The organism is Agrobacterium sp. SOY23 (assembly GCF_027212525.1).
Taxonomy (GTDB): domain Bacteria; phylum Pseudomonadota; class Alphaproteobacteria; order Rhizobiales; family Rhizobiaceae; genus Agrobacterium; species Agrobacterium tumefaciens_I.
Map to the genome: position 1 here is coordinate 989,068 of NZ_JAPWDT010000001.1, position 26,336 is coordinate 1,015,403.

Annotated in this window: 29 protein-coding genes and 1 tRNA gene; 17 read left to right on the forward strand and 13 right to left on the reverse strand. The window is 60.1% G+C overall.

The window, feature by feature from the left end; translation table 11 throughout:
- The first annotated feature begins 23 nt into the window (after window positions 1-23).
- Window positions 24-869 carry a phytoene/squalene synthase family protein gene (locus O3S81_RS04855; RefSeq protein ID WP_269341301.1) on the forward strand — a complete coding sequence of 282 codons (846 nt, stop codon included), beginning with the start codon at window positions 24-26 and terminating at the stop codon, window positions 867-869.
- Between the two features lie 125 nt (window positions 870-994).
- The gene (locus O3S81_RS04860; RefSeq protein ID WP_269341302.1) at window positions 995-1,453 is read left to right on the forward strand and encodes a hypothetical protein; all 459 of its coding nucleotides are present in this window, start codon (window positions 995-997) and stop codon (window positions 1,451-1,453) included.
- Window positions 1,454-1,471: 18 nt separating this feature from the next.
- On the opposite strand, the gene O3S81_RS04865 is transcribed toward O3S81_RS04860, so the two are convergent.
- The 3 genes from O3S81_RS04865 to lipB all read right to left on the reverse strand — a co-directional run bounded on the left by O3S81_RS04865 (window position 1,472) and on the right by lipB (window position 4,343).
- Window positions 1,472-2,407 carry a DMT family transporter gene (locus tag O3S81_RS04865; RefSeq protein ID WP_269341303.1) on the reverse strand — a complete coding sequence of 312 codons (936 nt, stop codon included), beginning with the start codon at window positions 2,405-2,407 and terminating at the stop codon, window positions 1,472-1,474.
- A gap of 70 nt (window positions 2,408-2,477) precedes the next feature.
- The gene (locus tag O3S81_RS04870; RefSeq protein WP_269341304.1) at window positions 2,478-3,545 is read right to left on the reverse strand and encodes an NAD(P)-dependent alcohol dehydrogenase; all 1,068 of its coding nucleotides are present in this window, start codon (window positions 3,543-3,545) and stop codon (window positions 2,478-2,480) included.
- A 66-nt stretch (window positions 3,546-3,611) separates the two neighbouring features.
- Window positions 3,612-4,343 (reverse strand): lipoyl(octanoyl) transferase LipB, encoded by a 732-nt coding sequence (gene lipB / locus O3S81_RS04875; protein ID WP_269341305.1) that lies wholly within the window; start codon window positions 4,341-4,343, stop codon window positions 3,612-3,614.
- Between the two features lie 189 nt (window positions 4,344-4,532).
- On the opposite strand from lipB, the gene O3S81_RS04880 reads away from it, so the two are divergent.
- Window positions 4,533-4,617: transfer RNA gene (locus tag O3S81_RS04880), tRNA-Leu, on the forward strand.
- 593 nt (window positions 4,618-5,210) lie between these two features.
- On the forward strand, window positions 5,211-5,597 hold the full coding sequence (locus tag O3S81_RS04885; RefSeq protein ID WP_269341306.1) for a PAS domain-containing protein: 387 nt from the start codon (window positions 5,211-5,213) through the stop codon (window positions 5,595-5,597).
- Window positions 5,598-5,688: 91 nt separating this feature from the next.
- Here O3S81_RS04885 and O3S81_RS04890 read toward each other — a convergent pair whose 3' ends face one another.
- Window positions 5,689-5,856 (reverse strand): Thivi_2564 family membrane protein, encoded by a 168-nt coding sequence (locus O3S81_RS04890; RefSeq protein WP_269341307.1) that lies wholly within the window; start codon window positions 5,854-5,856, stop codon window positions 5,689-5,691.
- Between the two features lie 120 nt (window positions 5,857-5,976).
- Between O3S81_RS04890 and O3S81_RS04895 the strand changes: the two genes are divergently transcribed.
- On the forward strand, window positions 5,977-6,405 hold the full coding sequence (locus O3S81_RS04895; RefSeq protein WP_269341308.1) for an OsmC family protein: 429 nt from the start codon (window positions 5,977-5,979) through the stop codon (window positions 6,403-6,405).
- A gap of 3 nt (window positions 6,406-6,408) precedes the next feature.
- Here the strand turns inward: O3S81_RS04895 and O3S81_RS04900 are convergent, their stop codons facing one another.
- The 3 genes from O3S81_RS04900 to O3S81_RS04910 are packed head-to-tail and all read right to left on the reverse strand — an operon-like array spanning window position 6,409 to window position 9,539.
- The gene (locus O3S81_RS04900) at window positions 6,409-6,903 is read right to left on the reverse strand and encodes a peptide deformylase (RefSeq protein ID WP_269341309.1); all 495 of its coding nucleotides are present in this window, start codon (window positions 6,901-6,903) and stop codon (window positions 6,409-6,411) included.
- A 17-nt stretch (window positions 6,904-6,920) separates the two neighbouring features.
- Window positions 6,921-7,220 (reverse strand): hypothetical protein, encoded by a 300-nt coding sequence (locus tag O3S81_RS04905; RefSeq protein WP_269341310.1) that lies wholly within the window; start codon window positions 7,218-7,220, stop codon window positions 6,921-6,923.
- A 15-nt stretch (window positions 7,221-7,235) separates the two neighbouring features.
- Window positions 7,236-9,539 (reverse strand): FdhF/YdeP family oxidoreductase, encoded by a 2,304-nt coding sequence (locus tag O3S81_RS04910; protein WP_269341311.1) that lies wholly within the window; start codon window positions 9,537-9,539, stop codon window positions 7,236-7,238.
- A gap of 395 nt (window positions 9,540-9,934) precedes the next feature.
- Here O3S81_RS04910 and mgtE point away from each other — a divergent pair, with 395 nt between their 5' ends.
- Both mgtE and O3S81_RS04920 read left to right on the forward strand, forming a co-directional pair.
- A complete protein-coding gene (mgtE, locus tag O3S81_RS04915) occupies window positions 9,935-11,362 on the forward strand; it encodes a magnesium transporter (protein ID WP_269341312.1) in 1,428 nt (475 codons plus the stop codon).
- Between the two features lie 71 nt (window positions 11,363-11,433).
- On the forward strand, window positions 11,434-11,820 hold the full coding sequence (locus tag O3S81_RS04920; RefSeq protein WP_003524989.1) for a MerR family transcriptional regulator: 387 nt from the start codon (window positions 11,434-11,436) through the stop codon (window positions 11,818-11,820).
- Window positions 11,821-12,005: 185 nt separating this feature from the next.
- Here O3S81_RS04920 and O3S81_RS04925 read toward each other — a convergent pair whose 3' ends face one another.
- Complete coding sequence (locus O3S81_RS04925; RefSeq protein WP_269341313.1) at window positions 12,006-12,971, reverse strand: heparan-alpha-glucosaminide N-acetyltransferase; 966 nt, start codon at window positions 12,969-12,971, stop codon at window positions 12,006-12,008.
- Window positions 12,972-13,053: 82 nt separating this feature from the next.
- Complete coding sequence (locus tag O3S81_RS04930; protein WP_269341408.1) at window positions 13,054-13,746, reverse strand: DUF599 domain-containing protein; 693 nt, start codon at window positions 13,744-13,746, stop codon at window positions 13,054-13,056.
- A 483-nt stretch (window positions 13,747-14,229) separates the two neighbouring features.
- On the opposite strand from O3S81_RS04930, the gene cobU reads away from it, so the two are divergent.
- From cobU to ccoP, 5 genes are all read left to right on the forward strand, one after another.
- Window positions 14,230-14,751 carry a bifunctional adenosylcobinamide kinase/adenosylcobinamide-phosphate guanylyltransferase gene (cobU, locus tag O3S81_RS04935; RefSeq protein WP_269341314.1) on the forward strand — a complete coding sequence of 174 codons (522 nt, stop codon included), beginning with the start codon at window positions 14,230-14,232 and terminating at the stop codon, window positions 14,749-14,751.
- Window positions 14,752-14,987: 236 nt separating this feature from the next.
- Entirely contained in the window at window positions 14,988-16,634 is a 1,647-nt protein-coding gene (ccoN, locus tag O3S81_RS04940; RefSeq protein ID WP_269341315.1) for a cytochrome-c oxidase, cbb3-type subunit I, read from the forward strand.
- 9 nt (window positions 16,635-16,643) lie between these two features.
- Window positions 16,644-17,375: a cytochrome-c oxidase, cbb3-type subunit II gene (gene ccoO, locus O3S81_RS04945; protein WP_269341316.1), complete on the forward strand. Its 732-nt coding sequence runs from the start codon at window positions 16,644-16,646 to the stop codon at window positions 17,373-17,375.
- A gap of 13 nt (window positions 17,376-17,388) precedes the next feature.
- A complete protein-coding gene (locus tag O3S81_RS04950) occupies window positions 17,389-17,541 on the forward strand; it encodes a cbb3-type cytochrome c oxidase subunit 3 (RefSeq protein ID WP_269341317.1) in 153 nt (50 codons plus the stop codon).
- 3 nt (window positions 17,542-17,544) lie between these two features.
- Window positions 17,545-18,408, forward strand: coding sequence for a cytochrome-c oxidase, cbb3-type subunit III (gene ccoP, locus O3S81_RS04955; RefSeq protein WP_269341318.1), 864 nt, complete (start codon window positions 17,545-17,547; stop codon window positions 18,406-18,408).
- A 56-nt stretch (window positions 18,409-18,464) separates the two neighbouring features.
- Here the strand turns inward: ccoP and O3S81_RS04960 are convergent, their stop codons facing one another.
- The 3 genes from O3S81_RS04960 to O3S81_RS04970 are packed head-to-tail and all read right to left on the reverse strand — an operon-like array spanning window position 18,465 to window position 19,700.
- On the reverse strand, window positions 18,465-18,911 hold the full coding sequence (locus tag O3S81_RS04960; RefSeq protein ID WP_269341319.1) for a VOC family protein: 447 nt from the start codon (window positions 18,909-18,911) through the stop codon (window positions 18,465-18,467).
- Between the two features lie 16 nt (window positions 18,912-18,927).
- Window positions 18,928-19,284: a VOC family protein gene (locus O3S81_RS04965; RefSeq protein WP_269341320.1), complete on the reverse strand. Its 357-nt coding sequence runs from the start codon at window positions 19,282-19,284 to the stop codon at window positions 18,928-18,930.
- Between the two features lie 11 nt (window positions 19,285-19,295).
- Window positions 19,296-19,700: an SRPBCC family protein gene (locus O3S81_RS04970; RefSeq protein WP_269341321.1), complete on the reverse strand. Its 405-nt coding sequence runs from the start codon at window positions 19,698-19,700 to the stop codon at window positions 19,296-19,298.
- Window positions 19,701-19,821: 121 nt separating this feature from the next.
- On the opposite strand from O3S81_RS04970, the gene ccoG reads away from it, so the two are divergent.
- The 5 genes from ccoG to gndA all read left to right on the forward strand — a co-directional run bounded on the left by ccoG (window position 19,822) and on the right by gndA (window position 25,931).
- On the forward strand, window positions 19,822-21,405 hold the full coding sequence (gene ccoG, locus O3S81_RS04975; RefSeq protein WP_269341322.1) for a cytochrome c oxidase accessory protein CcoG: 1,584 nt from the start codon (window positions 19,822-19,824) through the stop codon (window positions 21,403-21,405).
- Window positions 21,402-21,902 (forward strand): FixH family protein, encoded by a 501-nt coding sequence (locus O3S81_RS04980; protein WP_269341323.1) that lies wholly within the window; start codon window positions 21,402-21,404, stop codon window positions 21,900-21,902. The genes ccoG and O3S81_RS04980 overlap by 4 nt, the downstream gene beginning before the upstream one ends.
- Window positions 21,899-24,190 carry a cation-translocating P-type ATPase gene (locus O3S81_RS04985; protein ID WP_269341324.1) on the forward strand — a complete coding sequence of 764 codons (2,292 nt, stop codon included), beginning with the start codon at window positions 21,899-21,901 and terminating at the stop codon, window positions 24,188-24,190. The genes O3S81_RS04980 and O3S81_RS04985 overlap by 4 nt, the downstream gene beginning before the upstream one ends.
- On the forward strand, window positions 24,187-24,348 hold the full coding sequence (gene ccoS, locus O3S81_RS04990; protein ID WP_269341325.1) for a cbb3-type cytochrome oxidase assembly protein CcoS: 162 nt from the start codon (window positions 24,187-24,189) through the stop codon (window positions 24,346-24,348). Before O3S81_RS04985 ends, ccoS begins: the two co-directional genes overlap by 4 nt.
- 152 nt (window positions 24,349-24,500) lie before the next feature.
- A complete protein-coding gene (gene gndA / locus O3S81_RS04995; protein ID WP_269341326.1) occupies window positions 24,501-25,931 on the forward strand; it encodes an NADP-dependent phosphogluconate dehydrogenase in 1,431 nt (476 codons plus the stop codon).
- 66 nt (window positions 25,932-25,997) lie between these two features.
- Here the strand turns inward: gndA and O3S81_RS05000 are convergent, their stop codons facing one another.
- Window positions 25,998-26,321, reverse strand: a complete 324-nt coding sequence (locus O3S81_RS05000) for an RcnB family protein (RefSeq protein WP_269341327.1) — start codon at window positions 26,319-26,321, stop codon at window positions 25,998-26,000.
- Window positions 26,322-26,336: the final 15 nt, after the last annotated feature.

Below are 26,336 nucleotides of genomic sequence, written 5' to 3' on the forward strand. Positions count from 1 at the left end.
AGACGTTTCGCGCGCGGGGAACCATGGCACCCACAGAAAATCTCGACGTCTGCCTCGCGACGCTGCGCGACACCGATCGCGACCGCTATCTCGCCTGCCTTCTGTCGCCGGCCGACAAGCGTAATTCTCTCGCCGCACTTTACGCCTTCAACGCCGAAATCGCCCGTATCCGCGATTCCGTGCGCGAGGCGCTGCCCGGCGAAGTGCGCATGCAATGGTGGCGTGATCTTCTCGACGGCAATCCGCACGGTGACAGCCAGTCACACCCCGTAGCCGCGGCACTTTTGAACACCATCGAGCAATATCGCCTGCCGCGCCCTGTGCTGGGCAATATGATCGAGGCGCGTATCTTCGATCTCTATGACGACCTGTTCGAGGATCGTAACGCCCTTGAGGGTTATGCCGGCGAAACCGCCTCGGCCCTCATCCAGCTCGCAAGCCTCGTGCTTTCCGCCGAGGATGCCGCTGCAAGCGCGGAGGCGGCGGGACATGCGGGTGTGGCCCAGGCCATGGCGGGCATGCTGCTGCTCATGCCTCTCCACCGGCGTCGCGGGCAGGTCTATATTCCCGCCGACATGCTCTCGGCCGCCGGGCTTGATCGCGAAACCTTTCTCGAGGGTGAGGACAGGCAGCGTATCGGCATCGCCATTGAAATTTTCGCTACCCATGCGCTCGATCATATCGAGAAGGCAAGACGCGCAAAGATCGCGAAGACTGTCTTTGCTGCCTATCTGCCCGTCGCTTTGTCCGGCCCGGTCATCGCCGCCGCCAGAAAGGCGGGAGCTGGCGTTTTCGACGGCGACCTGCAACTGTCGCAGCTTCGCCGGCAATGGCTGCTGGCCAAGGCTTCTTTCCTCAAGCGCTTCTGATCGTACAAACCGCCTGCCGCGGCGAGCCATACTTCACGCAAGCCTCGATCTTTATGAACCCAAACCGGGTTCGTGTCGTTTTGAGTCGCGAATCGAAAAGTTTCGATGCTGAGGGAGCGTCCCGGATGAATTTGGCGATCTGGATTATCGTTTTCGTGCTGCTTTCGGTCTTTGCTGTTTATGCCTGGCGCATGTCTCAGGCGACCGAGGAAGACAACAGCCATGATGTGGGGCAGGCGATCATGGATTTCGCCCGCGCCTTTCCCAATGAGGCGATCAGAAGCCTGCACATGACGGCGGATGGCGGCGCCGCCTTCGTGCGGCTGCACGACAACAAGGCCGGCTTCATGCGCAACATGGGCTCGCATTATGTGTGCGTGATGATCGATCCCGAGCGCATCCGGGTCGAGAGCCTGGAAAGCGGCGACGGTTTTGTCGTCACCTTCTTCGATATGCCGAAATATAGCGGCTCCTATCGCTTCAAGTCAGCGGGAGAGGCGGCCGAAGTTTCGCTCTGGCTGCTCGGCAGCCTTGTGGAAGCGCAGGATCATCACGACGAAGGCCCGCTGCCCTCGGAGAGCTGACGGGGCTGTGGCCAAACGTCATTGCCCGTCGAGCGGCGGCGTCGTATGGGCCTGTTTGCTTTCCCGCCAGATGATGAACAGGCCAGATGCGACGATGATAAGGATGCCCAGCCATTTTGATGGTGTCGGGAAATCCGAGAACAGCGCGTAGCCGAGAATCGTCGCCGAGATGATCTCGAAATATTGAAACGGCGCCAACAGGGAGAGCGGCGCCAGCCGGAACGCCCTGACGATCAGCAGATGCATGTAGCCGGATATCGATCCCAGCAGGACAAGCAGGGCAAGCGCGAATCCGGATTGCGGCAACGAGACGGCGAAATCCCTGTCGCCCAGCGCATCGCCGGCGAGGAGTGCTGCGCCCATGAACAGCGTCCCGGCAATGCCGGACATGGTCTGCATGACAAGCGGGCTGTCGGCATCGCCGATGGCGCGGTTCAGGAACAGGTAAAGCGTGTAGAGAAAAGCGCAGGCGACCGGCAGCAGCGAGGTCCAGCCGAAGATTTCGAAACTCGGCTGAATGACGATCAACGCACCGCCAAAACCGACGACAATCGCCGTCCAGCGCTTCCAGCCGACCCTGTCACCCAGGAAGAGGGCGGACATCATCGTCAGCATGAAGGGCTCGACGAAATAGATCGCGAAGACATCGGCAAGCGGCATGTATTTAACGGCGGCAAAGAACATCAGGCTGGCGGAGGCATGCAGCACCCCGCGCAGGCAGTTCATCCATGGCCGCTTGGCGCTGAACAGCGCCCTTGGAGATACAACAAGCAATAGCGGCAGGGTGCACACCACCTGGAAGAAGAAGCGATAGAAGGTCACCTGTGCCGGCGACATGCCACCGACTACCGCCATATATTTGGCGATGGCATCCATGACCGGCAGCACCAGCATGCAGCCCGCCATAATGGTCATGCCCCTGGCGACATCGCTGAAACCGGTCTGGCTGGTCATGTGTGGGGCTGCGCTTTCGACCGAAAGGTCCAACGAGGAAAGGGGACACCGGAAAGCGCCCCCTTTGAGGTCAGGCGGCTTTCTGGCGCGGCAGGCTCTTCATATCAATGACGAAACGATAACGCACATCGCTTTTTATCATGCGTTCATAAGCGTCATTGATCTGATCGATATCGATCATCTCGATTTCGGCGGCGATGCCTTTTTCGGCGCAGAAATCCAGCATTTCCTGGGTCTCGGGAATGCCGCCGATCATCGAACCGGCAAAAGTCTTGCGGCCGGGGATGAGGCTGAAGGCCATCACCGAGAGCGGTTTTTCCGGCGCGCCCACCTGCACCAGCGCGCCATCACGTCTCAGCAGCGCCAGATAGGCGTTGATATCGTGGTCGGCGGCGACAGCATCGATGATGAGATCGAGGCTCGACGCGGCCTTCTTCATCTGCTCCGCATCGCGGGAAACGATCACCTCATGGGCGCCGAGCTTCCTGGCGTCTTCCGCCTTGCCAGGTGATGTGGTGATCATCACCACGGTCGCGCCCATGGCATTGGCGAGCTTGACAGCCATATGGCCAAGGCCGCCGAGACCAACCACGCCTATCCGCTTGCCGGGACCGGCATTCCAGTGACGCAGCGGCGAATAGGTGGTGATTCCCGCGCAGAGCAGCGGTGCCGCGGCCGCAGGATCGAGCCCTTCTGGAATATTGAGCACATAGCGGTCATCCACCACCACATGGGCGGAATAACCGCCAAGTGTATGCGCGCCGCCGCCCATGGCCTTGTCGGGCGAATTATAGGTGCCGGTCATGCCGTTTTCGCAATATTGCTCCAGTCCCTCGGCGCAGCTTGCGCATTCCCGGCAGCTATCGACGATGCAGCCGACGCCGACACGGTCACCCGTCTTGAACCGGGTAACCTGCGAGCCCACCCGCCCGACCCGGCCAACGATTTCGTGACCGGGGACGCAGGGGTAGAGGGAGCCCGGCCATTCGCTGCGGGCCGTGTGGATATCCGAGTGACAGACGCCACAGAATTCGATCTCGATTTCGACATCGCGCGGGCCGGGATCGCGACGCTTGATGGTCGAGAGCTTCATCGGCGAAGAACCGTCATCGCAGGCATAAGCGGACGTAGTGAACATGGTCGTTCCTCCTCTTGTGGTGATCGATGCATCAAACACCGGCCTGCGACAAAGGTTGCGGTGGGATCAGCCGCCTGCGCCGGTTTCGGGCACTGCCGGGCCAAAAACCTCCTCGAAGGCCTCGCGCAGCAGAACGTCGACGTCGCCGATCATAACCGGCAATCCGAGATCGACAAGGCTGGTAACGCCATAGGCGCTGATGCCGCAGGGAACGATGCCGGAGAAATGCGAGAGGTCGGGATCGACGTTGATCGACAGCCCGTGAAAGCTCACCCATTTGCGCAGGCGGATGCCGAGCGCTGCGATCTTGTCTTCCGCCATGCCACCATCTGGCAGGAGAGGTTTTTCCGGCCGCCTGACCCAGACGCCGACGCGATCCTCACGCCGCTCGCCACGCACATTCATCTTGTCGAGCGTGCGGATGATGACATCCTCGAGCGCCGCCACATAAGCGCGGACATCCTGCCGGCGACGTTTCAGGTCGAGCATCACGTAGACGACCCGCTGTCCCGGTCCGTGATAGGTATATTCGCCGCCGCGACCGGTGGCGAAGACCGGAAAACGCTCCGGCTCGATGAGGTCGGCGGAATCGGCGCTGGTGCCGGCGGTGTAGAGCGGCGGATGCTCCAGAAGCCAGACGAGTTCGTCGGCCTCGCCGGCAGCGATGGCTCCGACTTCCCGCTCCATCTCCTCTATCGCCTGCTCATAGGGGACAAGGCCGTCCGAGATTCGCCAGCGAACGGGCGGTGATCCGGCGGCGGGGAACATATTTGTCTCGATATCCGTGCGTGTGAGCATGAAAAAGTCCTTTCCACAGCCTTCTCGCAAAATGGCGAGACGGCCGCAACCCCAGCATTTCCGGGCTTCCTGCATATAGGATGGTGCAGTGCGATTTTTAATTTCAAAAAACTGTCACGACGCTCTTGTGCACCCAAAATCCTTTTGCTACATGCACCCCCGTCGGCGCAAGTCGACGCCTACCACGATGCGGTCGTGGCGGAATTGGTAGACGCGCAGCGTTGAGGTCGCTGTGGGGCAACCCGTGGAAGTTCGAGTCTTCTCGACCGCACCAAAGAAACCCGCTTCGGCGGGTTTTTTCTTTTTTAGCCAGTCGTTTAGCTTTCTCTCTGTTTTCTGTCCCGGGGTTGTTGGAACGAATTGGATGTAACCCGGGTCACGTCAATCTGTTTTACCCCGCAGCCAGAGCGCGATAAGTGAGGGCGGCAAATTGTCGACCTGCCGCCGTCCTGATTGAATGAACGGGGTGGCTAGCGTCGGTTGCGCTGCCCGTCGCCGACCCGGTAGGGGTCGCCATCCATCACCTGATCCATGCGCCACTCGGTTCCACGATAAGGACTATGCCAAGTCTGGCACCCGGCTAGTAAGACGGTTGCGGTCAGCAATCCGAAAGTGAGGGCGGCTCGCACCATGTTGAACTCCTTCGACATATCATCACAAGCCATGTAGGCGCGGGCGGGTGATTTTGCGATGCCTCTTCAGAATTTATCATTCATTTCGGGATGCTAGTTGGATTCGATCATCATCAAATTTCGGTGGATATCGATGCACGCTACAGTAGCCGGGCATTTTCCCCCATAAAACCAAGGGGTGGAATCTGAGAGGTCTGATGTTAGCTTTTGTCAGGAAAAAAGTCTGGGGGTTTTCGTGCTGGGGGACAAAACGGATTCAGACAATGCGCTTGGCTATTACATGTGGAGCATTTCCGACAACAGGCTGATCATGGATGCGGTCACCGCGGAATGTCATGGGTTTTCCGAACCGGTTGCGTCGCGCGGGGTGACGATCGAAGAAATTCTCGAAAGAATCGACGCCGAAATGCGAGAGCAGGTGGCGCAGGCGATTTTTGACAGTATCACCACCGGCGTGTTTTTCGACCAGCGTTACAAGGTCAATCTGCCGGATGGTTCGAGCCGGTGGATATTGGCAAAGGGCAGGGCGATTTTCGACGCCGAGAATACGCCGTTTCTCGGCATAGGCAGCGTTCGGGATATTACCCTGAAAAAAGCCTATCAGTTCGATCCTCGTCAATAACGACGGGCGGACAATATCCGCGCATAAAAAAGGCGGCTTTCGCCGCCTGTTTTCATAAGCATTTAAATCGTCACCACAACCGAGCGGGACATCAAAAGACGGCGAGATATTTCAGCAGCGAAATAATGCCGATGATGATGACGATCACCTGTGCGATCTGTTTGACGCCGCCGCCGACCGGCAGTCGCGCGATGAGCCACAAGACGAGCACGATCACCAGGAAAGTGATCAGAATGCTGACGAGCGTAGATGTAACCATATGTCCCAGCTCCCTGTAAAATAATGGTTCAACGGTCGTTCACCGTTGTGTGAGTAAAAAGCGCCAGACAGGTTTTTGTTCCACGCGGTCGGTTGCGCGCGATTAAATCAGGATGTGAGAATGGTTGACGGTGCGAAGGTGAAATTGAGGCCGGTCGGCGCTTCGGCGAAGGTCGGGCGGCTTGGTCGCCCGCTGGTTTCGACGGTGACCGGCGGCTCTCTGGAGATTGTGACCGGTGTCTCGGAGCCGGGTTTTAACCCGATCGATCTTCTTTACGCGTCGCTTGCCGCATGCCTGGCGCTCAGCGCCCGTATCGCGGCAAGCCACATGGGGCTGCTCGATCGATTCGAAGGTGCTGCCGTTGACGTCTCCGGTGAAAAATCCGCTGTGGAACCCTATCGTATCATCCGTTTCGATATCGGGATTGCGATTGCCGGGGATTTCGATGCGGCGACCCGCACTGCAATCGCCCATATGGCGGAGGATATCTGCACCGTCAGCAATACACTGAAGGGCGACGCGGAATTCGCGCTGTCGATAACCGGCTGACCGTCACGGCTTTCGGGATTTTTCCCATTTCTTCACCAGCCGGTCGCGTTTCAGCTTGGAGAGGCGCTTCAGCCAGAAAATGCCGTCCAGCTGGTCGATCTCGTGCTGGATGCAGATGGCGTGAAATCCTTCGGCGGTCTGGCTGTGTTCCGCACCTGATACGTCCTGAAACCGCACTTCGATCCCGGACGGCCGTTCCACCTCGTCGGTAAAGCCCGGCATGGAAACACTGCCCTCCACATGCCGCATGGTTTGCGGGGACTGGCTGATGATTTCAGGGTTGATGTAGGTCAGGACGGTTCCCGGCGTCAGTTCGAGCACGAAGACGCGCTGCTTCACGCCGATATGGGCCGCGGTGATGCCGACGCCGGGGGCGGCGCGCATGGTGTCGATGAGGTCCGTGACCAGTTCCTGCATATGATCGTCAAAAGCCGTCACCGGCGCGCAGATTTCGGACAGGCCGGGATGGGGGTAGGGCAGGATCGGCCTGATTGCCAAGGAATGCTCCGTTCGTTTCAAGCCGGCAAGGAGGCGGCGGCAAGCGCCCGTCCTTCCCCGGTCACCTCCAGAAAACTGCGCTGGGTGCGGGCGTCGCGTTTCGTTACCCGCAGGAAGCCAGGCGACAGCACAGTGATTTCGCGCAGAACGAGGGCATGCGCAAGCCCCAGACGATTGGCGATGCTGCGGCTGTCGGTGGCGATATTCAGATGGACCGCGAGAAGGATGGCGGCACCCGTCGCCGTCAGCGCTGGAGACGATGCCTGAATTCTCGCCACCGCAGCCATGAAAGCGGCTGCGGATTGCTCCTCATCCATCAAGCGGCATCCCGTTCACGGGGCGGCATTGGCGAGCAGGCGGACGGAAACCAGCACCGATTTCGATGTCGGCGTAAAGCTGCCCTCGCCATAGCTCGACAGTGGCACCAGCACGTTCAGTTCCGGATAATAACCGCCGACGCTGCCACGCGGAATATTGTAGGGCACCAGCCGGAAGTTTTTGGCGATGCGCTCCATGCCGTCACCATATTCGCCGATGACATCGACGCGCTGGCGCGAATGGGCGCCGAGCGCCTCCATGTCCTTGGGGTTCATGAAAATGACGTGGCGCTCGCCATAGACGCCGCGATAGCGGTCATCCATGCCGTAGATCGTGGTGTTGTATTGATCGTGGCTGCGGAAGGTCTGCAGCACGAAAAGATTGTCGCGGCTGAGCGCCTGCTGGTGTTCGGTCTGTTCGGGCAGCGGGCCGGTGTAAAACGTCGCCTTTTTCGCCGGCGTATCCCATTGCCGCTCCGCTGCCGCATTACGCAGATGAAAACCGCGTGGCACGCGGACGCGCTCGTTGAAATTGTCGAAGCCGGGAATGACCCTCTCGATCATGTCGCGGATGAGATCGTAATCATCGGCGAGCGCTTTCCAGTTCACATGGGCATTGCCGAGCGTCGCTTCGGCGATGCCGGCGATGATGGCAACTTCCGAGCGCAGCGCATCCGATGCCGGCGGATTGATGCCACCGGAACCATGCACCATGCTCATGGAATCCTCGACGGTCACGATCTGCGGCCGGTCCGCCGAGTTGAGGTCGATTTCCGTTCGGCCGAGGCAGGGCAGCACGAAGGAGGTTTCGCCCGGCACCAGATGCGAATGGTTGAGCTTGGTGGCGATGTTGACGGTCAGCTTCTGCTTTTCGAAAGCCTTGACGATCAGCGGGCTGTCGGGCGTCGCCCGCATGAAATTGCCGCCGAGCGCGATGAAGGTTTCGGCCTTGCCATCCAGCATGGCGGCCACGGCCTCCACGGTATTGTGGCCGGGCTCGCGCGGCATGGGGACGCCGAGTTCCTTCTCCAGCGCGTCGAGAAGTGCGGGCGGGGCTTTTTCGTCGATGCCGACCGTGCGGTCGCCCTGCACGTTGGAATGGCCGCGCACGGGGCAGAGGCCGGCGCCGGGACGGCCGATATTGCCACGCAGCAGCATGAAATTGGTGATTTCACGGACGATGACGACCGAGTGCCGATGCTGGGTGACGCCCATGGCCCAGGTGGCGATGACGGAGCCGGCATTCATATAGATATGGGCGGCTTCCTCGATTTCCGCACGGGTGAGGCCGGATTGGTCGAGGATGCTGTCCCAGCCCGTCGCTTCGACGGCGGCGCGATAGGCCTCGAACTCCGCCGCATGTTCGGCGAGGAAGTCGTAATCGATGATGGCGGGCTCGCCCGCCGCCCTTGCGGCATCGTCGGCGGCGAAGACCGCCTTGCTCATGCCACGCACAGCCGCCATGTCGCCGCCCTGGCGCGGCTGGTAATAATTGGTGGCGATGCGGGTGCTGCCGCCGGTGATCATTTCGACCTTGTCCTGCGGGTCGGCAAAGCGCTCCAGACCCTTTTCGCGGATGGGGTTGAAGACGGCGATCCGCGCGCCGCGAAGGGCGGCGCGGCGCAGGTCGCCCAGCATGCGGGGGTGGTTGGTGCCGGGATTTTGCCCGATGACGAAAATGGCGTCCGTCTGTTCGAAATCCTCGAGCAGCACGGTGCCCTTGCCGACGCCGATCGATGCCTTCAGGCCGACGCCGCTCGCTTCGTGGCACATGTTCGAGCAATCGGGGAAATTATTGGTGCCATAGAGCCGCACCATCAATTGATAAAGGAAAGCCGCCTCGTTGGAGGCGCGGCCGGAGGTATAGAACTCCGCCCGGTTCGGGCTGTCGAGGCTGTTGAGGATGCGGCCGATCTCCGCGAAGGCATCATCCCAGGAGACGGGCAGATATTTGTCACTCGCCCGGTCATAACGCATCGGATGGGTAAGCCGACCCTGCTTCTCCAGATCATAGTCAGACCAGCCACGCAGTTCGGAGACCGTGTGGCTGGCAAAGAAATCCGGCGGTACGCGGGCTTCCGTCGCTTCCCATGCGACAGCCTTGACGCCATTTTCGCAGAATTCGAAGGAGGAACCATGTTCGGGGTCGCCCCAGGCGCAGCCGGGACAATCGAAGCCATCCGGCTGGTTCGTTTTCAGGAGGGTGCGCGCGCCGGAAATCGGGGCCCCGGATTCCAGAAGGCGTTTGCCGACACTTTTGAGTGCGCCCCAGCCGCCTGCGGCGGTCGACGCCTTGCCAATGAAATCCGTCTTGCTCATGGTCCTGATTCCCGGAAACTGTCTTCTCGTGCTTGGCTGTCGGCGTTTGCCGATTGTCAAAATGCATCTTCAGAAGCGCCGTTCCAGGCGGCCTGTCAATGTCTTAATTGTGCATTGCGGCGAAACCTTTCTTTGCCCGTTCGACATTTGAAACGGGAACGGCGTAAAGGGGGTGGGCGTTGTCGCAAAGCAGGCTGCAAAGATCGGCTAAACATGCCTATAGCCGCTGGCCGAGGCCCCGCCGGCGAAGAGGAAGAGGAATGTTGAATGGATTTTTCGCCGCAGTCGGAGAGCTTGTTTATTTGCCGCTATCCGGTTGTTGACAATATACCTTTTAACGCCATTCTGCCTGCGCATCCGTGCACTGCGGCATTTGAAATACGAGGGGACGCCAGATGACAGACCGTGACGACGATCCTGTCGCGCCCGAGGACGTGAAGCCGACAGAGGCACCCTCCGATATCTACGCCGAGGATGGGTCCGTCCGCTCCGATTTCCTGACCATGGTGGGGGCGGCGATCGCCGACCGCGACCTGCTCTTCCTGCGCAAAAATGTGGCCCGGCTGCATGAGTCGGAACTCGGCGACGTGCTCGAATCCATCCTGCCGGAACAGCGCCACGCGCTGGTCAGGCTTCTCGGTTCTGATTTCGACATGACGGCGCTGACCGAGGTGGATGAGGGCATCCGCCTCGACATCGTCGACCAGATGTCGAACGAGCAGATCGCCGCCGGTATCGGCGAGCTCGATTCTGACGATGCGGTCTATATTCTCGAGGATCTCGACGACGAGGACCGCGAGGATATTCTCTCGCAGCTGCCCTTTACCGAACGCGTGCGGCTCATGCGGGCGCTGGATTATCCCGAAAGCTCGGCCGGTCGCCGCATGCAGACGGAATTCGTCGCCGTGCCGCCGTTCTGGACCGTGGGGCAGACCATCGATTATCTGCGCGAGGAGGAGGAATTGCCCGATTCCTTCACGCAGATTTTCGTCATCGATCCCACCTTCAAGCTGGTCGGTGCGCTCGATCTCGACAAGGTGCTGCGCGCCAAGCGTCAGGTGAAGATCGAAACGATCATGCACGAGACCAACCACTCCATTCCGGCCGAGATGGACCAGGAAGAGGCGGCGCAGCTTTTCGAACAATACGACCTTCTCTCCGCCGCCGTGGTCGACGATAACGGCCGGCTGGTCGGTGTGCTCACCATCGATGACGTGGTTGACGTCATTCAGGAAGAGGCGGAGGAGGATCTGCTGCGCCTCGGCGGTGTGGGTGACGAAGAATTGTCGGACAGTATCGTCAGCACCTCGCGCTCGCGCGTGCCTTGGCTTGCCGTCAACCTCCTTACTGCCTTTCTGTCGGCCTCGGTCATCAGCCTGTTCGATGCGACGATCCAGCAGATTATCGCGCTGGCGATCCTGATGCCGGCCGTGGCCGGCATGGGCGGCAATGCGGGATCGCAGACCATGACCGTCTCGGTGCGGGCGCTCGCCACCAAAAGCCTCGATATTCACAATGCCGCCCGCATCATCCGGCGTGAGGCGGGGGTGGGCATCTTGAACGGCATGCTGTTCGGCTGTGCCATCGGCGTCGTTGCCGGTATCTGGTTTCAGGATATCCATATTGGCGGCATCATCGCCACGGCCATGTGTCTCAACATGCTGGCGGCAGCGCTCGCCGGCATTCTCATTCCACTGGTTCTCGACAAATTTGGAGCCGACCCCGCCGTTTCATCGGCGGTGTTCGTGACGGCAGTGACGGATATTGTCGGCTTTTTCGCCTTTCTGGGGATCGCCACCTGGTGGTACGGTATTTCAGGATAGGCGAGGCGGGCAAAAATTGACTTTTACGTGAAGGTCAAATAATGTCTTCCGACCATGAATCGGATAGGCCCTTGGACAAGTATTATAGCATAACCGAACTGACACGCGAATTCGGTGTTTCCACCCGCACCTTGCGATTTTACGAGGATGAGGGGCTGATTCACCCTGAGCGTCGCGGGCGCACCCGGCTTTTCAGGGCTGCGGACCGCCGACTCATCCAGGAAATCCTGCGCGGTCGCCGTATCGGTTTTACCATCTCCGAAATTCGCGAAATCATTCACGTCTACAAGGAACCGCCGGGCGAATCGGGCCAGCTGGTGCTGCTGATGAAGAAGGTCGACGAAAAGCGCGCCGAGCTTCGGCAGAAGCGTAAGGACATCGAAGAGACGCTGGCGGAACTCGACAATGTCGAAGAGGCGTGCCTGACGCGGCTTGCCGAGATCGGCGTGGGGACTTGAAAGCAGCTCGTGCTGCTTGATCTTCCATGACTTGATGCCGAAACAGGTCTCAAGCCTTTTATCTTTACCGCATTCCTTTGAGGGGTGATCGCTAGAGCGGCAATGGGTCGCCTTGGAGCGAATGTGCGCCGCTTGTTTCTTCTCCCCGGCGGGGAGAAGAAAAGGCGGCAAGCCCTGACGTCTCCCTATTGCGCCTCAACCGTACACTGTTGCGCCACTTCGCTGACCTTTGTCTGCTGATCGGCGCTGAGCTTGCTTTCCATCATCGTGTCGAACAGGTTTTCCGCCTGCAGCTTCTCCAGCGTGCAGCCGCAGAAACGCTGGCACAGTTCCAGCCCGTTCGGCTGCTCGACGCAGCTTTTTTCACAGCTCGATTTGTAGAGCTCGACCTGATCGACGGGCGGAGGCGGGGCGAGGACGGACAGGGTGTAGACGAGGCCGATCAGCACCGGCTGGTGGATGAGGTAAAAGGCGAGGCTGTGGCGGCCGGCGCTGGCGACCAGATTGCGCGGCGAGCTTGGATTGCGAAAGCGGTCCAGCCAGCTGCGTGGCGTGACGAATTGTGAAACCGCAAGGCCGGCGAGGAAGGGTGCAAGCCAGGGCAGCAGCGGAACATAGTCGTTCGAACGCGGCGGCATGGTGGAAAAACCGATCCAGGCCAGCCATTTTGCATTGAACAGGTCGGATTGCAGATAGTGCGGCAGGACAAATGCGATGACAGCAAAAAGCAAAGTCACCGGCGCCGGCGCCCGCAGGAATAGCAGTCCCACAAGGCTTGCGGTGGCAATATTGTGCAAGATGCCAAAGAAGATGAAGCTGTCCGGGAAAGCGAAATAGGTGGCGACGGTGATGAGCAGCGCAGAGCCTGCCACCATCGCAAAACGCTTGCCGAAGGACGGCCAGTTTAGGCCCTTGCCATGGGCGAGGAACAGGCTGAAGCCGGCGAGAAACAGGAATGAACTGGCGATGCCGCGCGCATAGAGCTTCCAGAGACCCGTCGTCGCCGTGCCGGGTTCGAGATAGCCGAAATATTCCAGATTCCATGTGAAGTGGTAGGACGCCATGGCGAGGAGGGCGAGCCCTCTCAGCGTATCCAGCCCGCCGATGCGGCCTCTGCGGCGGGTTTCATTTGCGGCTGTGTCTGTGTCCATGGTTTCCGCTTTTTTTCAGCTTTTCGAGGGGCCGGTAATCACTTGAATTGACCTGGGGCTTGGCCCTTGAAGTGCGGCGATTTCAAGGCCTGTTTTCTTCCATGATGGCGAGACGGGCTTCTGAAAAGAACTGGCGGCGCAGGAGTGCGACGATGATGATGACGGTGCTGGCGATGAAGATATAGGGGCTGATGAACCAGCCGAGATAACCGATGGACAGGAAGATCGTCCGCAGGCCGTCATTGAAGTTCTTAGCAGCGATGATGTTCATCTTTATGACATTTTCGGCCGCGCGTTCCGCCGCCTCGCGGTCCGCACCGACATCGTGGACCATGGGGATGGCGCCGAACAGGATGGTGCAATAGTTGAACAGGCGGTAGGACCAGCCGAATTTGAAGAAGGAATAACCGAACAGGCAGGTGAGCCCGATGACCTTCAGCTCGAAGGCCGTGCGCCCGGAATAATGCACGAAAGGCATGTCGCGGAAGACCGATTCGACCTGCTCGGTCGCCCCCAGAAGCGCGAAACATCCGCCGATGGCGAAGATGGAGGTGGAGGCGAAAAAGGCGGTGCCATTCTGAAGGCCGGCCATGATCTGCGTGTCGATCATCTTCAGGTCGCGCTTCAGCGAATTCATAATCCAGTGACGCCGGCGCTCGGCCATGGCCTGATTGAGGCTGGCGCGCGAAAACAGCCGCGATCCCGTCGTGATATGGGTATAGGCGGCCCATAACAGGATGAAAACGATGATCGAGATATAGTCCATGACGGTCATCACGGGCAGGCCACCTTGCTGTTTGCGAATCTTCGAAAGCATATTGATTTGAAGGCTATGGCAAGGCAATGGCGGCGGCTGCCGTCTCCGAATATTCTCTGTTGCGGTTCCATCATTCGGATTTTCGCTAACCTTCCGGTAACCAAGTCGCTTTATCAATCGCTTCGCGGACGAAAGGTCTGCCGGTTCCGGGTAAGGTTTTGCGTACCGGTTCCGCCTGTATCCTGCCGATTGACAGAATTGCCATTCACACCTAGCCTTTCTGGAGGACCGGTGTTTCCGGCATCCGGGGTGGCCAAGGCTTCAATGTCCCGCATCGTGCAGGCAGGTTTTGTTCTCTTCGGCCCGGTATCAGCGGCAGTCCGGCATGAGCAACCGGGGGACGCCTTTTTCTACGAATCGTTCCCTTCATGTCCGCCTGTCACCGGCTTGCGACATTGCAAAAGACACCGGTCCGTTTCATTCTCTTCATCCAGGTTTTCCATGACAGATCAAAACCGCTCCGTTTTCATTCTTGGCGGCGCGCGCTCCGGCAAGTCCCGTTTCGCGGAAGAACTTGCGGGGCAGGCCGGTGCGTGCCTGCATTATCTGGCGACCGGCCGGGCATGGGATGACGAGATGCGTGACCGCATCAGCCATCACCGGGAGCGGCGGGGCGGGGAATGGACCACCCATGAGGCGCCGGTCGATATTGCCGCCGTGCTGCAGCGGCTCGATGAGCCGGAGAACGTCATCCTCATCGACTGCCTGACATTGTGGCTCACCAATCTGATGATGGAAAATGCCGATATCGACGCCGCCTTCGTCGCGCTTGAGGCGGCGATCGCATCGACCAGGGCGAAACTCATTCTCGTCTCCAACGAGGTCGGCCTCGGTATAGTGCCGGAAAACCGCATGGCGCGCGAATTCCGCGATCATGCCGGGCGGCTGCACCAGCGCGTTGCCGCCATTGCCGGCGAGGTCTATTTCGTCGCAGCCGGACTGCCGCTGAAGATGAAGGGCTGAAAAAGGGCCTGCGAAAGCGAAATCGCCACCGCCGTCTTTTTGCTCCTGCGCAATTCCTCCGGTGAAGCCGCCGCCCGATTTACGGGGGCTGCGACAGCTTTGCTTTCTTGATCTGGATCAAGGTGGCCTTCCCCGCCCGGTGGCAATGCTCCAACCGACGCAAAGGCGCGTTTCCGCTCTCCCGGGCGCGTGCCGCGCCTTTCGTCGGTCGGCTTGCACGTTGGGGGAAACCAACAATGAATTACACGTTAGAAACCGCGATCGTGGCCCTCGGGGCCTTTCTCGCGTTGCTCGGGGCAGCCTTTGCCCATGACAGTCTTTTCGCCGCCCATATGTGGGTGCTGTTCTTTACGCTTCTGGTCAGCACGGTGCTTCTGCTGCGCCGGGTTTCCTTCGCGCCTGTCGATCCGGCCGCGCGCGCCCGGCTGAAATCCGAATATTTCGACGAAGTGGTGAAATACGGCGTCATCGCCACCGTGTTCTGGGGTGTCGTCGGTTTTCTGGTCGGGGTCGTGGTCGCGCTGCAGCTCGCCTTTCCCGATCTCAACATCGCGCCCTATTTCAATTTCGGCCGCATGCGGCCGCTGCACACCTCTGCGGTGATCTTCGCTTTCGGGGGAAATGCGCTGATCGCCACATCGTTTTATGTGGTGCAGAGAACCTGTCGCGCGCGCCTGTTCGGCGGCAATCTCGGCTGGTTCGTGTTCTGGGGCTATAATCTCTTCATCATCATGGCCGCCACAGGCTATCTGCTCGGCATCACCCAGGGCCGCGAATATGCGGAGCCGGAATGGTATGTCGATATCTGGCTGACCATCGTCTGGGTCGCCTATCTGGTCGCCTTCCTCGGTACGATCCTGATGCGCAAGGAGCCGCATATCTATGTGGCGAACTGGTTCTATCTCGGCTTCATCGTCACCATCGCCATGTTGCACATCGTCAATAACCTTGCGGTTCCGGTTTCCTTCCTCGGGGTCAAGAGCTACTCGGCCTTCTCGGGCGTGCAGGATGCGCTGACGCAATGGTGGTACGGCCATAACGCCGTCGGCTTCTTCCTGACCGCCGGCTTCCTCGGCATGATGTATTATTTCATTCCGAAGCAGGTGAACCGCCCTGTCTATTCCTACCGCCTGTCGATCATCCACTTCTGGGCGCTGATCTTCATGTATATCTGGGCCGGCCCGCACCACCTGCATTATACGGCGCTGCCGGACTGGGCGCAGACGCTCGGCATGGTGTTCTCGGTCATGCTGTGGATGCCTTCCTGGGGCGGCATGATCAACGGCCTGATGACGCTTTCGGGCGCCTGGGACAAGATCCGCACCGATCCAGTCGTGCGCATGATGGTGATGGCGGTGGCCTTCTACGGCATGGCGACCTTCGAAGGTCCGATGATGTCGATCAAGGCCGTCAACTCGCTCAGCCACTATACCGACTGGACCATCGGCCATGTTCATTCCGGCGCTCTCGGCTGGAACGGCATGATCACCTTCGGCGCGATCTATTACCTGACGCCGAAGCTCTGGGGCAGGAAGCGTCTCTACAGCCTGCAACTCGTCAACTGGCACTTCTGGCTCGCCACGCTCGGCATCGTCGTCTACGCCGCCGTCATGTGGGTGGCCGGCATCCAGCAGGCCCTGATGTGGCGCGAATATGATAGCCAGGGCTTCCTCGTCTATTCCTTCGCGGAATCGGTCGCGGCCCTGTTCCCCTATTACGTGATGCGTGCATTGGGCGGCCTGATGTTCCTCAGCGGCGCGCTGATCATGGCCTACAACGTCACGATGACCATCCTCGGTCATCAACGCGACGAGGGCTTCCATACGGATGCCGAAGCTTTGGCGCAGCCCGCCGAAGCCCGTTCGCTACAGCCCGCGGAATAGGAGGGGCACATGTCCATACTCGACAAACACGCCGTCATCGAACGCAACGCCACGCTGCTTCTGGTCGGCTCCCTGCTGGTCGTCTCGATCGGCGGCATCGTGGAAATCGCACCGCTCTTCTATCTCGAAAACACCATCGAGAAGGTGGAGGGCATGCGACCCTACACGCCACTGGAGCTTGCCGGACGCAATATCTACATCCGCGAGGGATGTTACGTCTGTCACAGCCAGATGATCCGTCCGTTCCGCGACGAGGTGGAGCGTTACGGGCATTACAGCCTGGCGGCGGAATCCATGTACGACCATCCGTTCCAGTGGGGTTCCAAGCGCACGGGACCGGACCTTGCCCGTGTCGGCGACCGTTATTCGAACGAATGGCACGTGCAGCATCTGGCCGATCCGCGCTCGGTCGTGCCGGAATCGATCATGCCGTCCTATGCGTTCCTGAAGACCACGCCGCTGAAGATCACGGACGTCTCCATGGAGCTGAAGGCCAACCGCGCCGTGGGTGTGCCCTATAGCGACGAGATGATCGAGAAATCCACGGCCGATCTTGCCGCCCAGGCCGATCCGAATGCGGATTCCTCGGAACTGCTGGCGCGGTATCCGAAAGCCAAGGTCGGTGATTTCGACGGCGATCCGGCCAAGCTCACCGAAATGGATGCGCTGGTCGCCTATCTGCAGATGCTCGGCACGCTGGTCGATTTCTCGACCTATGACGATGCCGCCGGATACCGGTGAGGAGGCCTGAGCCATGGAAACCTACACGGCCATGCGCCACTTCGCCGATAGCTGGGGCCTGCTTGTCATGACCCTGTTCTTCGCCGGCGTCGTCGTTTTCACCCTTCGCCCCGGCTCGAAGAAGGCCGCGGACGATGCCGCCAGCATTCCGCTCAAGGAGGACTAGGATATGTCCGAAAAACACATTGATGACATCAGCGGCGTCGAAACTACCGGCCATGAATGGGACGGTATCCGCGAGCTGAACAATCCGATGCCGCGCTGGTGGGTCTGGACCTTCTATTTCACGATCCTCTGGGCAATCGGTTACACCATTGCATATCCGGCTTATCCGTTGATCAGCGGCGCAACGAAGGGGTTGCTCGGCTGGAGCAGCCGTGGCGAGATTGCCGCCGATATTGCCGATGCGAAACAGGCGCAGAGCGTTTATGTCGACAGGATCGCCAATTCGTCGCTCGCCGAAATTCAGGCTGATCCGACCCTGATGCAATTTGCCCTTTCCGGCGGTGCTGCCGCCTTCAAGGTCAACTGCATTCAGTGTCACGGTTCGGGTGCCGAAGGCGGGCAGGGCTATCCCAACCTCAATGATGACGACTGGATGTGGGGCGGCAGTGTCGATGATATCTACACGACGGTGAAGCACGGCATTCGTTTTGCCGACGACGCGGATACGCGCGCTTCGGAAATGCCGGCCTTCGGCGACATTCTCAAATCCGACGAAATCCGCGAGGTTGCCGCCTATGTCGTCAGCCTTACCGGAACACCCTCCAACCCGGCGCTGGTGGAGCCCGGCAAGCAGCTCTTCGCCGACAATTGCGCCTCGTGCCACGGGGAAGATGCCAAGGGTAATCGCGAATTCGGCGCGCCCAATCTGGCCGATGCGATCTGGCTGAAGGCGCACGGGGAGGAAGGGATCGTCGCGCAGATCCGGTCGCCCAAGCATGGTGTCATGCCCGCCTGGGGAGAGCGTCTTGGTGATACGACCGTCAAGCAGCTGGCGATCTTCGTGCATTCGCTTGGTGGGGGCGAATGAGGCAGGTAGAATGAAAAGAAGGGGCGCCGGGGAGGCGCCCTTTTTTATTGTTCAGATCAGGCGTTTTCCGCGCGTCCATCCGGATATTCGGCTGGTCCCTTCAGCTCGATCTTGTTGCCGAAGGGATCACGGAAATAGAACGAATGTCCCATTCCTCTCGCGCCGCCGTGAAAGGCTTCGTGTTCTATCGTGACGTTAAATTTCGCCAGATGTGCGCGAAGCGCATCATGGTTCAGAGGACCGGTCGCTATGCAGATGTGATCGACATTACGACCTCCGGCGACGGGCGGCGCAGCCTTTGTGCCGCCGGGGTGCGTGATATCCCACAGCACGATCAAGGCATTTCCGCACCAGACCTGTTCCATCCCGAGAGCGGGGTAAGAGTAACCATCCCTACACCCCAGCACGTTCCGGTAAAAATCGAGCGCCCGCATCATGTCGTCGACGATGAAGACGATATGATCGATACCGACCAACAAAAAAGGCGGCGTTGTCAAAGTCATGGCGGGCTCCTGCCGATCAGTTTTTCGACCAGACGGCCAGTTCATATCCATCCGGATCGGTGAAATGGAAACGCCGGCCGCCGGGAAATTCGAAAAGCGCGACGCTGATCTGGCCGCCGGCTGCCTCGACGCGGCGCTGGGCATCCTCGATGTCGATGGCATAGAGAATCACCAGCGGTCCGCCCTTGGCCGAAACCGGCGCGGTGGTGGTGAAACCGCCGGTCAGCCGACCATCGGAAAATTCGCAATATTGCGGACCGTAATCCTTGAAGGTCCAGCCGAAGGCACTGCCATAAAACTCCTTGCTGCGCTCGATATCGGCGACGTTGAATTCGACATAGTCGATGCGCCGGTCGTTGGCATTTTCTGTCATCATTTACTCCATCAATCCGCTTCGAGCAGTTCTTTCAACGTTTTCAGATCGGCCGTGACGGCCTTGGCGTCCTGCTCGAAATCCTCATCCGTCATGCCCTGAAGGCGAAGCAGCGTGAAGCTGACTTCCGTGCCGCTGCCATTCGGGGTGACCCGCAGCGCGTTATAGACCTTCAATCCGTCCGGCAAAGTCACGACATGATCTATGACGCCGAATTCGTTGTGGGGCGCGAAATTCACGCGCACTTCGCCGAGCGGCCCGCCCTCGGCGATCCAGTCCTCACCATCGGGTTTCAAGCCGCCCGCAAGGCCCGCGGCCCAGCGGGGCATGTTCTGCGGGTCGGCGGCGAAGTCGTAGACCTGGGCCCAGGGTTTTTCGACAGACAGATGAATGATTCTCGACTGCATGACAGGCATTTCATCCTCCCTTGGCGGCGCGTTCCTCTGACTGCGCCACTTTGTCGTCACTTGATGTAAGTCAAGGATGTTTCACCGGGGAGATGGGAGAAAGCAAGGAGATAAAAACGGACACCTTGCCATGAACATCTATCGCGCCGGACAGGACCGCCCGCAACAGCCCGTCGAAAGGCTGGAGGCGGAAGCCGTCAATTCCGCAAAAACGCGCAAACCTCTTTACGAAGCGCGCAGGAAGATTTTTCCCAAGCGTGCCGAGGGCAGGTTTCGGCGGTTCAAATGGCTGGTGATGCTGGTCACGCTCGGCATCTATTATCTGACGCCGTTCCTGCGCTGGGATCGTGGCCCCTATGCGCCCGATCAGGCGGTATTGATCGATATCGCCAACCGACGCTTTTATTTCTTCTTCATCGAAATCTGGCCGCAGGAATTCTTCTTTGTTGCCGGCCTGCTGGTGATGGCCGGGCTGGGACTGTTCCTCGTCACCTCCGCGGTCGGGCGCGCATGGTGCGGTTACACCTGTCCGCAGACCGTCTGGGTGGACCTTTTCCTCGTCGTCGAACGGGCCATCGAGGGTGACAGGAACGCCCGCATGAAACTGGACGCCGCGCCCTTTACATTCACCAAATTGCGCAAGCGCGTGCTGAAACATGCGATCTGGCTGGTGATCGGCGTCCTGACCGGTGGCGCCTGGATTTTCTATTTCGCCGATGCGCCAACGCTGGCGATGCAATTCGTGACGGGGCAGGCGCCGATGATCGCCTATTCGACCGTCGCCATCCTCACCGCCACCACCTATGTCTTCGGCGGGCTGATGCGGGAGCAGGTCTGCACCTATATGTGTCCCTGGCCGCGCATCCAGGCGGCGATGCTGGATGAGAATTCGCTGGTCGTCACCTATAATGACTGGCGCGGCGAACCGCGCTCGCGGCACGCCAAGAAGGCTGCGGCCGCAGGCGAGAGCATCGGCGATTGCGTCGATTGCAACGCCTGCGTTGCAGTCTGTCCCATGGGCATCGACATCCGCGACGGGCAGCAGCTGGAATGCATCACCTGCGCGCTCTGCATCGATGCCTGTGACGGGGTGATGGACAAGATCGGCAAGCCGCGCGGGCTGATCGCCTATGCGACGCTCGCCGAATACCAGTCCAACATGGCACTCGCGACCGGCAACGGCCAGCACGCCATCCGTCCCGCCAATGTGCGCGAGGAGGATGGCAGCTTCAAAAAGAGCGTCCGCCACTTCAACTGGCGCATCGTCTTCCGGCCACGCACGCTGCTTTACACGGCAATATGGGCTGCTGTCGGCATCGGCATGCTGTTTGCGCTGGTGACGCGCGAGCGGCTGGCGCTCAACGTCCTGCATGACCGCAATCCTCAATATGTGCTGGAATCCAACGGCTCGATCCGCAACGGCTATACGGTGCGCATTCTCAACATGGTGCCGCAGCCGCGCACGATGAGCCTGACGATCGAAGGCATTCCGAATGCGGTGATGAAGATAAACGGCATGCCGGATACGGTTGCTCGCGCCTTCGAAGTGACGGTGGAGCCGGATGAGGCGACGACGCTGAAGGTCTTCGTCACCCTTCCGGGCAGGGATGTCGCACGTGCGGCGGAAAATTTCGAATTCATCGTCAGCGATACGGGCGGCCATGAAACGGCCCGTTACGATGCCGTCTTTAATGCTCCGGGAGTGAAAAAATGACAGTGAACAATCAACGCGCCTCCGGCTTCGTTTTCACCGGCTGGCACATGCTCGGCGTCATGCTGCTGTTCTTCGGCACCATCATTACCGTCAACATGATCATGGCGTGGAATGCGGTTCACAGCTGGAGCGGGCTTGTGGTGCCCAACACCTATGTGGCCAGCCAGCAGTTCAACGCCAAGGCGGAGGCCGCCAAGGCAAGGGCGGCAACAGGCATCAAGGGAAGGCTCGTGGTGGATGAAAAGACGGTGCGCTACGAGGTCTTCCATCCGGAAAAAGGCCCCGTCGATACGGATAGCGTGACGGCGCATTTCCGCCGGCCGGTTGGGGAAAACCAGAATTTCGACATGGAGCTGACCCCGGCCTCCACCGGCGTCTTCATCGGCGCGCATGACATGCTGCCGGGCCAGTGGATCGTCGAGGTCACCGCCGTCAAGGACGGGCGGATCATCGTGCATGAGGGCACGCGGATCGCCGTCATCAGGGGGCGCAAATGAGCTGCTGTGCACCGGGAACGGAAGGATCGCTACAACTCGGCGAACCGGTCAATCCGCCATCGTCGGAGGAATTGTTGCTGGCAAGCCGCGATCTGGGGCAGGGGCTGCGCCAGACCGATCTCAGCGTGCCGGATGTCTATTGCGGCGCCTGCATCACCACCATCGAGACCGCGCTCGGTCGTCTGCGGCAAGTGGAGCGGGCGCGGGTGAACCTGTCGTCGAAACGTGTTGCCATCGTCTGGAAAGAGGAGGTCGATGGCGTCAGGACCGATCCCGCCGATCTAGCCCGTGCCATTCTTGCGACGGGATACCGAACGCATCTTTTCGCCAGTGGGCTGGATGCTTCCGACGCCTTGCGTTCGCAGCTGATCAGGGCCGTGGCGCTTTGCGGTTTTGCCTCGGCCAATATCATGCTTTTGTCCGTCTCCGTCTGGTCGGGGGCGGATGCGGCGACGCGTGACATGTTCCACTGGATTTCGGCAATGATCGCCGCGCCGGCGTTGATCTATGGCGGGCGTTTCTTTTACCAGTCGGCCTGGAATGCGCTGAAACACGGCCGCACCAATATGGATGTGCCGATCGCGCTTGCCATTACGCTCTCCTATGCCGTTTCGCTGTGGGAGACGATCCATCACGGCGAACATGCCTGGTTCGACGCGACCGTGTCGCTGCTGTTCTTCCTGCTGATCGGCCGCACGCTGGATCACATCATGCGCGACAAGGCGCGCTCGGCCATTGCCGGGCTTGCCCGGCTTTCGCCGCGCGGCGCAACGGTGATCGGTGAGGATGGGGTGCGAGACTACCGGTCGCTTGCGGATATCGAACCCGGAATGTCGATTGCGATTGCGGCGGGTGACCGGGTGGCCGTGGATGCCGTGGTCATCTCCGGCAGCAGCGATCTCGACATGTCCATCGTCAATGGTGAAAGCGCGCCGCGCCGTGTTGCAGCGGGTGATAGCCTGCAGGCAGGCACGCTCAATTTGACCGGCTCGCTGATTGCCCGGGTGACCGCCTCGGCAAAGGATTCCTTCCTGTCGGAAGTGATCGGATTGATGGAGGCGGCCGAGGGAGGGCGCGCGCGTTACCGCCGCATTGCCGACCGCGCTGCGAGCTATTATTCGCCCGTGGTGCATCTTCTCGCGCTGATGACCTTTCTCGGCTGGGACATTTTCGGCGGCGACTGGAAACAGGCGATGCTGATCGCCATTGCCGTTCTCATCATCACCTGCCCCTGTGCGCTTGGCCTTGCCGTTCCCGTCGTGCAGGTGGTGGCCGCCGGAAGGCTTTTCCGGCACGGCATCATGGTCAAGGAAGGCTCGGCCATGGAGCGTCTGGCCGAAATCGACACCGTGCTGTTCGACAAGACCGGCACATTGACCATCGGCAAACCGAGACTGGTCGATGCCGGCGATATAAAGCCCGCCACCATGGCGATTGCGGCGGGGCTCGCCGCCCATTCGCGTCACCCCCTTTCGAAAGCCCTGTATGCCGCCTATGGCGGGCCCTTGCCGGCCTATGAGGCAGTGCGCGAAATTCCGGGCTCCGGCGTCGAAGCCGAGACGGAAGCGGGAAGCTACCGGCTCGGCAATCGCCGTTTCGCCTGCCCTGATGAAGCGATTTTGGAGACTGGCGCGGCCCGTTCGGAAGTGGTGCTGTCTCTTGATGGCCGGCCTCTGGCGAGCTTCGGCTTCGAGGATAATCCGCGCGCGGGTGCGGTTGCGGCATTGCGCAGCCGCTCAGTGCGGGGCCTTTTGCAGGAAATCGTCTCGGGTGACCGGGCGGCAGCGGTCAAGGCCATGGCGCAGCGGCTGGGGATCGGCAACTGGCGCGCGGACCTGTCGCCGAAGGATAAGGCGGCGCGCTGCGCCGAACTTGCCGGTGAGGGGCGCAGGGTGCTGATGGTGGGAGACGGCATCAACGACGCGCCGGCGCTCGCCGCCGCCCATGTGTCGATGGCGCCCGCCACCGCCGCCGATATCGGCCGGCAGGCCGCCGATTTCGTGTTCATGCAGGAGGATCTCGACGCCGTGCCTTTTGCGATCGAGACATCGCAGCGGGCCGGAAGGCTGATCCGGCAGAACTTCGCGCTCGCTATCGGCTACAACGTCATCGCCGTGCCGATCGCGATTGCCGGTTATGCAACGCCGATGATCGCGGCCATTGCCATGTCGACATCGTCGCTGATCGTCGTCGCCAATGCGTTGCGCCTTGCCGGTGCGGCAGACACCGTCCGTCCTCAAAATGAGGCGAAGGCGGGATTTGTGGGCGAGGGGGCGCAACTGGCATGAACATGCTGATCTATCTTATTCCCGTCGCGCTGTTCCTGGGCGCGCTTGGGCTTTTCGCCTTTCTCTGGTCGGTGCGCTCGGGTCAATATGAGGATATGGACGGGGCGGCCTGGCGGGTCATAGACGATGGCGATGACCGGCCCCGACCGCCATCTTGAGAGCTCGCGCAACTGCTCCTTCGACCTGCTGCAAATATGCAAAGCTGATTTGCGTCATCAAAATTTAATCGTTTCAGTCGCCCCCAGCCTTGCCGTTTGGTGATTACAGTGCCACAACACGACCACCAAAAAGCAAGATGGAGGCACATCCCTTGGAACAGGCAGAAATCGGTTTGATCGGTCTCGGCGTCATGGGCTCGAACCTGGCGTTGAACATCGCGGAAAAGGGCAACAAGATTGCCGTATTCAACCGAACCCCTGAAGCGACGAAAAAATTCTACGCCGAGGCGGGTGAGTTGCAGGGACAGTTGATCCCCTGCGAAACCATTGAGGAATTTGTCGCCGCCATTCGTCCTCCGCGCCCGATCATCATCATGATCAAGGCCGGTGACCCGGTTGACCAGCAGATGGAAATCCTGAAGCCGCATCTGGCCAACGGCGATATCATGATCGATGCGGGTAACGCGAATTTCCGCGATACGATCCGCCGTTTCGATAACCTCAAGGATAGCGGTCTGACCTTTATCGGCATGGGCGTTTCCGGCGGTGAGGAAGGTGCGCGTCACGGACCGTCGATCATGGTCGGCGGCACCGAGGACAGCTGGAAGCGCGTCGAGAAGGTGCTGACCTCCATTTCCGCCAAGTATAATGACGATCCGTGCGTGGCATGGCTCGGCAATGACGGTGCGGGCCATTTCGTCAAGACCATCCATAACGGCATCGAATATGCCGACATGCAGATGATCGCCGAAATCTATGGCATCCTGCGTGATGGCCTGAAGATGAGCGCCGTCGAAATCGCCGATGTGTTCGCCGAATGGAACAAGGGCCGCCTGAATTCCTACCTGATCGAAATCACCGAGAAGGTTCTGCGCGCAGCCGATCCGATCACCGGCAAGCCGATGGTCGATCTGATCCTCGACAAGGCCGGCCAGAAGGGCACCGGCAAGTGGTCGGTCATCGAAGCCCAGAACATGGGTGTCGCCGCAACCGCCATCGAAGCGGCTGTAGCTGCCCGTATCCTGTCTTCGCAGAAGGATGAGCGCGAGGCTGCCGAGAAAATCTTCGGCCTGCCGACGCTTGCAGCAGCACCCGCCGACAAAAAGGCGTTTATCGCCGATCTGGAAAGCGCGCTTCTGGCCGCCAAGGTTGGTGCCTACGCGCAGGGCTTTGCCATCATGTCGGCAGCTTCCAAGGAGTTCAACTGGAACCTGCCGATGCCGACGATCGCCCGCATCTGGCGCGCCGGCTGCATCATCCGTTCGGAATTCCTCGATGAGATCACCTCGGCCTTCACCAAGGATCCGCATGTGGCCAACCTCATCGTAACGCCGGCCTTCTCCAGCATCGTCAAGGATACCGACGCGCCGCTGCGCCGTGTGGTTTCCTACGCCGTGCTGTCGGGCCTGCCGGTTTCGGCACTGGCTTCGGCACTTGGTTATTTCGATGCCTATCGCCGTGGCCGCGGCAGCGCCAACCTCATCCAGGCGCAGCGCGACTTCTTCGGCGCCCATGGCTTCGAGCGCACCGACGGTGTGGACAAGCCGCACGGCCCCTGGGGCAGCGGCGCCGACATTTTCTGATCGGCTAAACGATAAACGACAAAAGGCCCGCGCAAGCGGGCCTTTTTCATTCGGCTGTGGATTTACTCAGCGAGCGGCGGCGAGGCCGACGATCAGGCCGCTGACGGCATTGATGAGCAGGAACTGGTTGTCGACGCGCACCCAGCGCTGGTCGCGGCGCGGCTCGGCCAGATGGTAACGGCGATAATCACGACGATCCACCATGTTGCGACGTTCACGAGCGGAAAGGCGCTGACCACGATCCCAGCGGTGCTTCTTGACGATGACCTTCTTGGTGACGTGACGTTCGACGGTGACACCGCGATGGCGATCATCGTGTCGGCTTTGCGCCTGCGCCATCGGAGCTGCAAGAACGGTGGCGGCCAGAAGAATGGTGACGAACTTTTTCATGGATGCTTCCTCTCG

Excerpts from the sequence above, each read along its gene's own strand:
- O3S81_RS04855 (WP_269341301.1), top strand. The coding sequence starts at position 24 with ATGGCACCCACAGAAAATCTCGACGTCTGCCTCGCGACGCTGCGCGAC.
- O3S81_RS04860 (WP_269341302.1), top strand. The coding sequence starts at position 995 with ATGAATTTGGCGATCTGGATTATCGTTTTCGTGCTGCTTTCGGTCTTT.
- O3S81_RS04865 (WP_269341303.1), bottom strand. The coding sequence starts at position 2,407 with ATGACCAGCCAGACCGGTTTCAGCGATGTCGCCAGGGGCATGACCATT.
- O3S81_RS04870 (WP_269341304.1), bottom strand. The coding sequence starts at position 3,545 with ATGTTCACTACGTCCGCTTATGCCTGCGATGACGGTTCTTCGCCGATG.
- lipB (WP_269341305.1), bottom strand. The coding sequence starts at position 4,343 with ATGCTCACACGCACGGATATCGAGACAAATATGTTCCCCGCCGCCGGA.
- O3S81_RS04890 (WP_269341307.1), bottom strand. The coding sequence starts at position 5,856 with ATGGTTACATCTACGCTCGTCAGCATTCTGATCACTTTCCTGGTGATC.
- O3S81_RS04895 (WP_269341308.1), top strand. The coding sequence starts at position 5,977 with ATGGTTGACGGTGCGAAGGTGAAATTGAGGCCGGTCGGCGCTTCGGCG.
- O3S81_RS04905 (WP_269341310.1), bottom strand. The coding sequence starts at position 7,220 with ATGGATGAGGAGCAATCCGCAGCCGCTTTCATGGCTGCGGTGGCGAGA.
- O3S81_RS04910 (WP_269341311.1), bottom strand. The coding sequence starts at position 9,539 with ATGAGCAAGACGGATTTCATTGGCAAGGCGTCGACCGCCGCAGGCGGC.
- mgtE (WP_269341312.1), top strand. The coding sequence starts at position 9,935 with ATGACAGACCGTGACGACGATCCTGTCGCGCCCGAGGACGTGAAGCCG.
- O3S81_RS04925 (WP_269341313.1), bottom strand. The coding sequence starts at position 12,971 with ATGGACACAGACACAGCCGCAAATGAAACCCGCCGCAGAGGCCGCATC.
- O3S81_RS04930 (WP_269341408.1), bottom strand. The coding sequence starts at position 13,746 with ATGACCGTCATGGACTATATCTCGATCATCGTTTTCATCCTGTTATGG.
- cobU (WP_269341314.1), top strand. The coding sequence starts at position 14,230 with ATGACAGATCAAAACCGCTCCGTTTTCATTCTTGGCGGCGCGCGCTCC.
- ccoN (WP_269341315.1), top strand. The coding sequence starts at position 14,988 with ATGAATTACACGTTAGAAACCGCGATCGTGGCCCTCGGGGCCTTTCTC.
- ccoO (WP_269341316.1), top strand. The coding sequence starts at position 16,644 with ATGTCCATACTCGACAAACACGCCGTCATCGAACGCAACGCCACGCTG.
- O3S81_RS04950 (WP_269341317.1), top strand. The coding sequence starts at position 17,389 with ATGGAAACCTACACGGCCATGCGCCACTTCGCCGATAGCTGGGGCCTG.
- ccoP (WP_269341318.1), top strand. The coding sequence starts at position 17,545 with ATGTCCGAAAAACACATTGATGACATCAGCGGCGTCGAAACTACCGGC.
- O3S81_RS04960 (WP_269341319.1), bottom strand. The coding sequence starts at position 18,911 with ATGACTTTGACAACGCCGCCTTTTTTGTTGGTCGGTATCGATCATATC.
- O3S81_RS04965 (WP_269341320.1), bottom strand. The coding sequence starts at position 19,284 with ATGACAGAAAATGCCAACGACCGGCGCATCGACTATGTCGAATTCAAC.
- O3S81_RS04970 (WP_269341321.1), bottom strand. The coding sequence starts at position 19,700 with ATGCCTGTCATGCAGTCGAGAATCATTCATCTGTCTGTCGAAAAACCC.
- ccoG (WP_269341322.1), top strand. The coding sequence starts at position 19,822 with ATGAACATCTATCGCGCCGGACAGGACCGCCCGCAACAGCCCGTCGAA.
- O3S81_RS04980 (WP_269341323.1), top strand. The coding sequence starts at position 21,402 with ATGACAGTGAACAATCAACGCGCCTCCGGCTTCGTTTTCACCGGCTGG.
- O3S81_RS04985 (WP_269341324.1), top strand. The coding sequence starts at position 21,899 with ATGAGCTGCTGTGCACCGGGAACGGAAGGATCGCTACAACTCGGCGAA.
- ccoS (WP_269341325.1), top strand. The coding sequence starts at position 24,187 with ATGAACATGCTGATCTATCTTATTCCCGTCGCGCTGTTCCTGGGCGCG.
- O3S81_RS05000 (WP_269341327.1), bottom strand. The coding sequence starts at position 26,321 with ATGAAAAAGTTCGTCACCATTCTTCTGGCCGCCACCGTTCTTGCAGCT.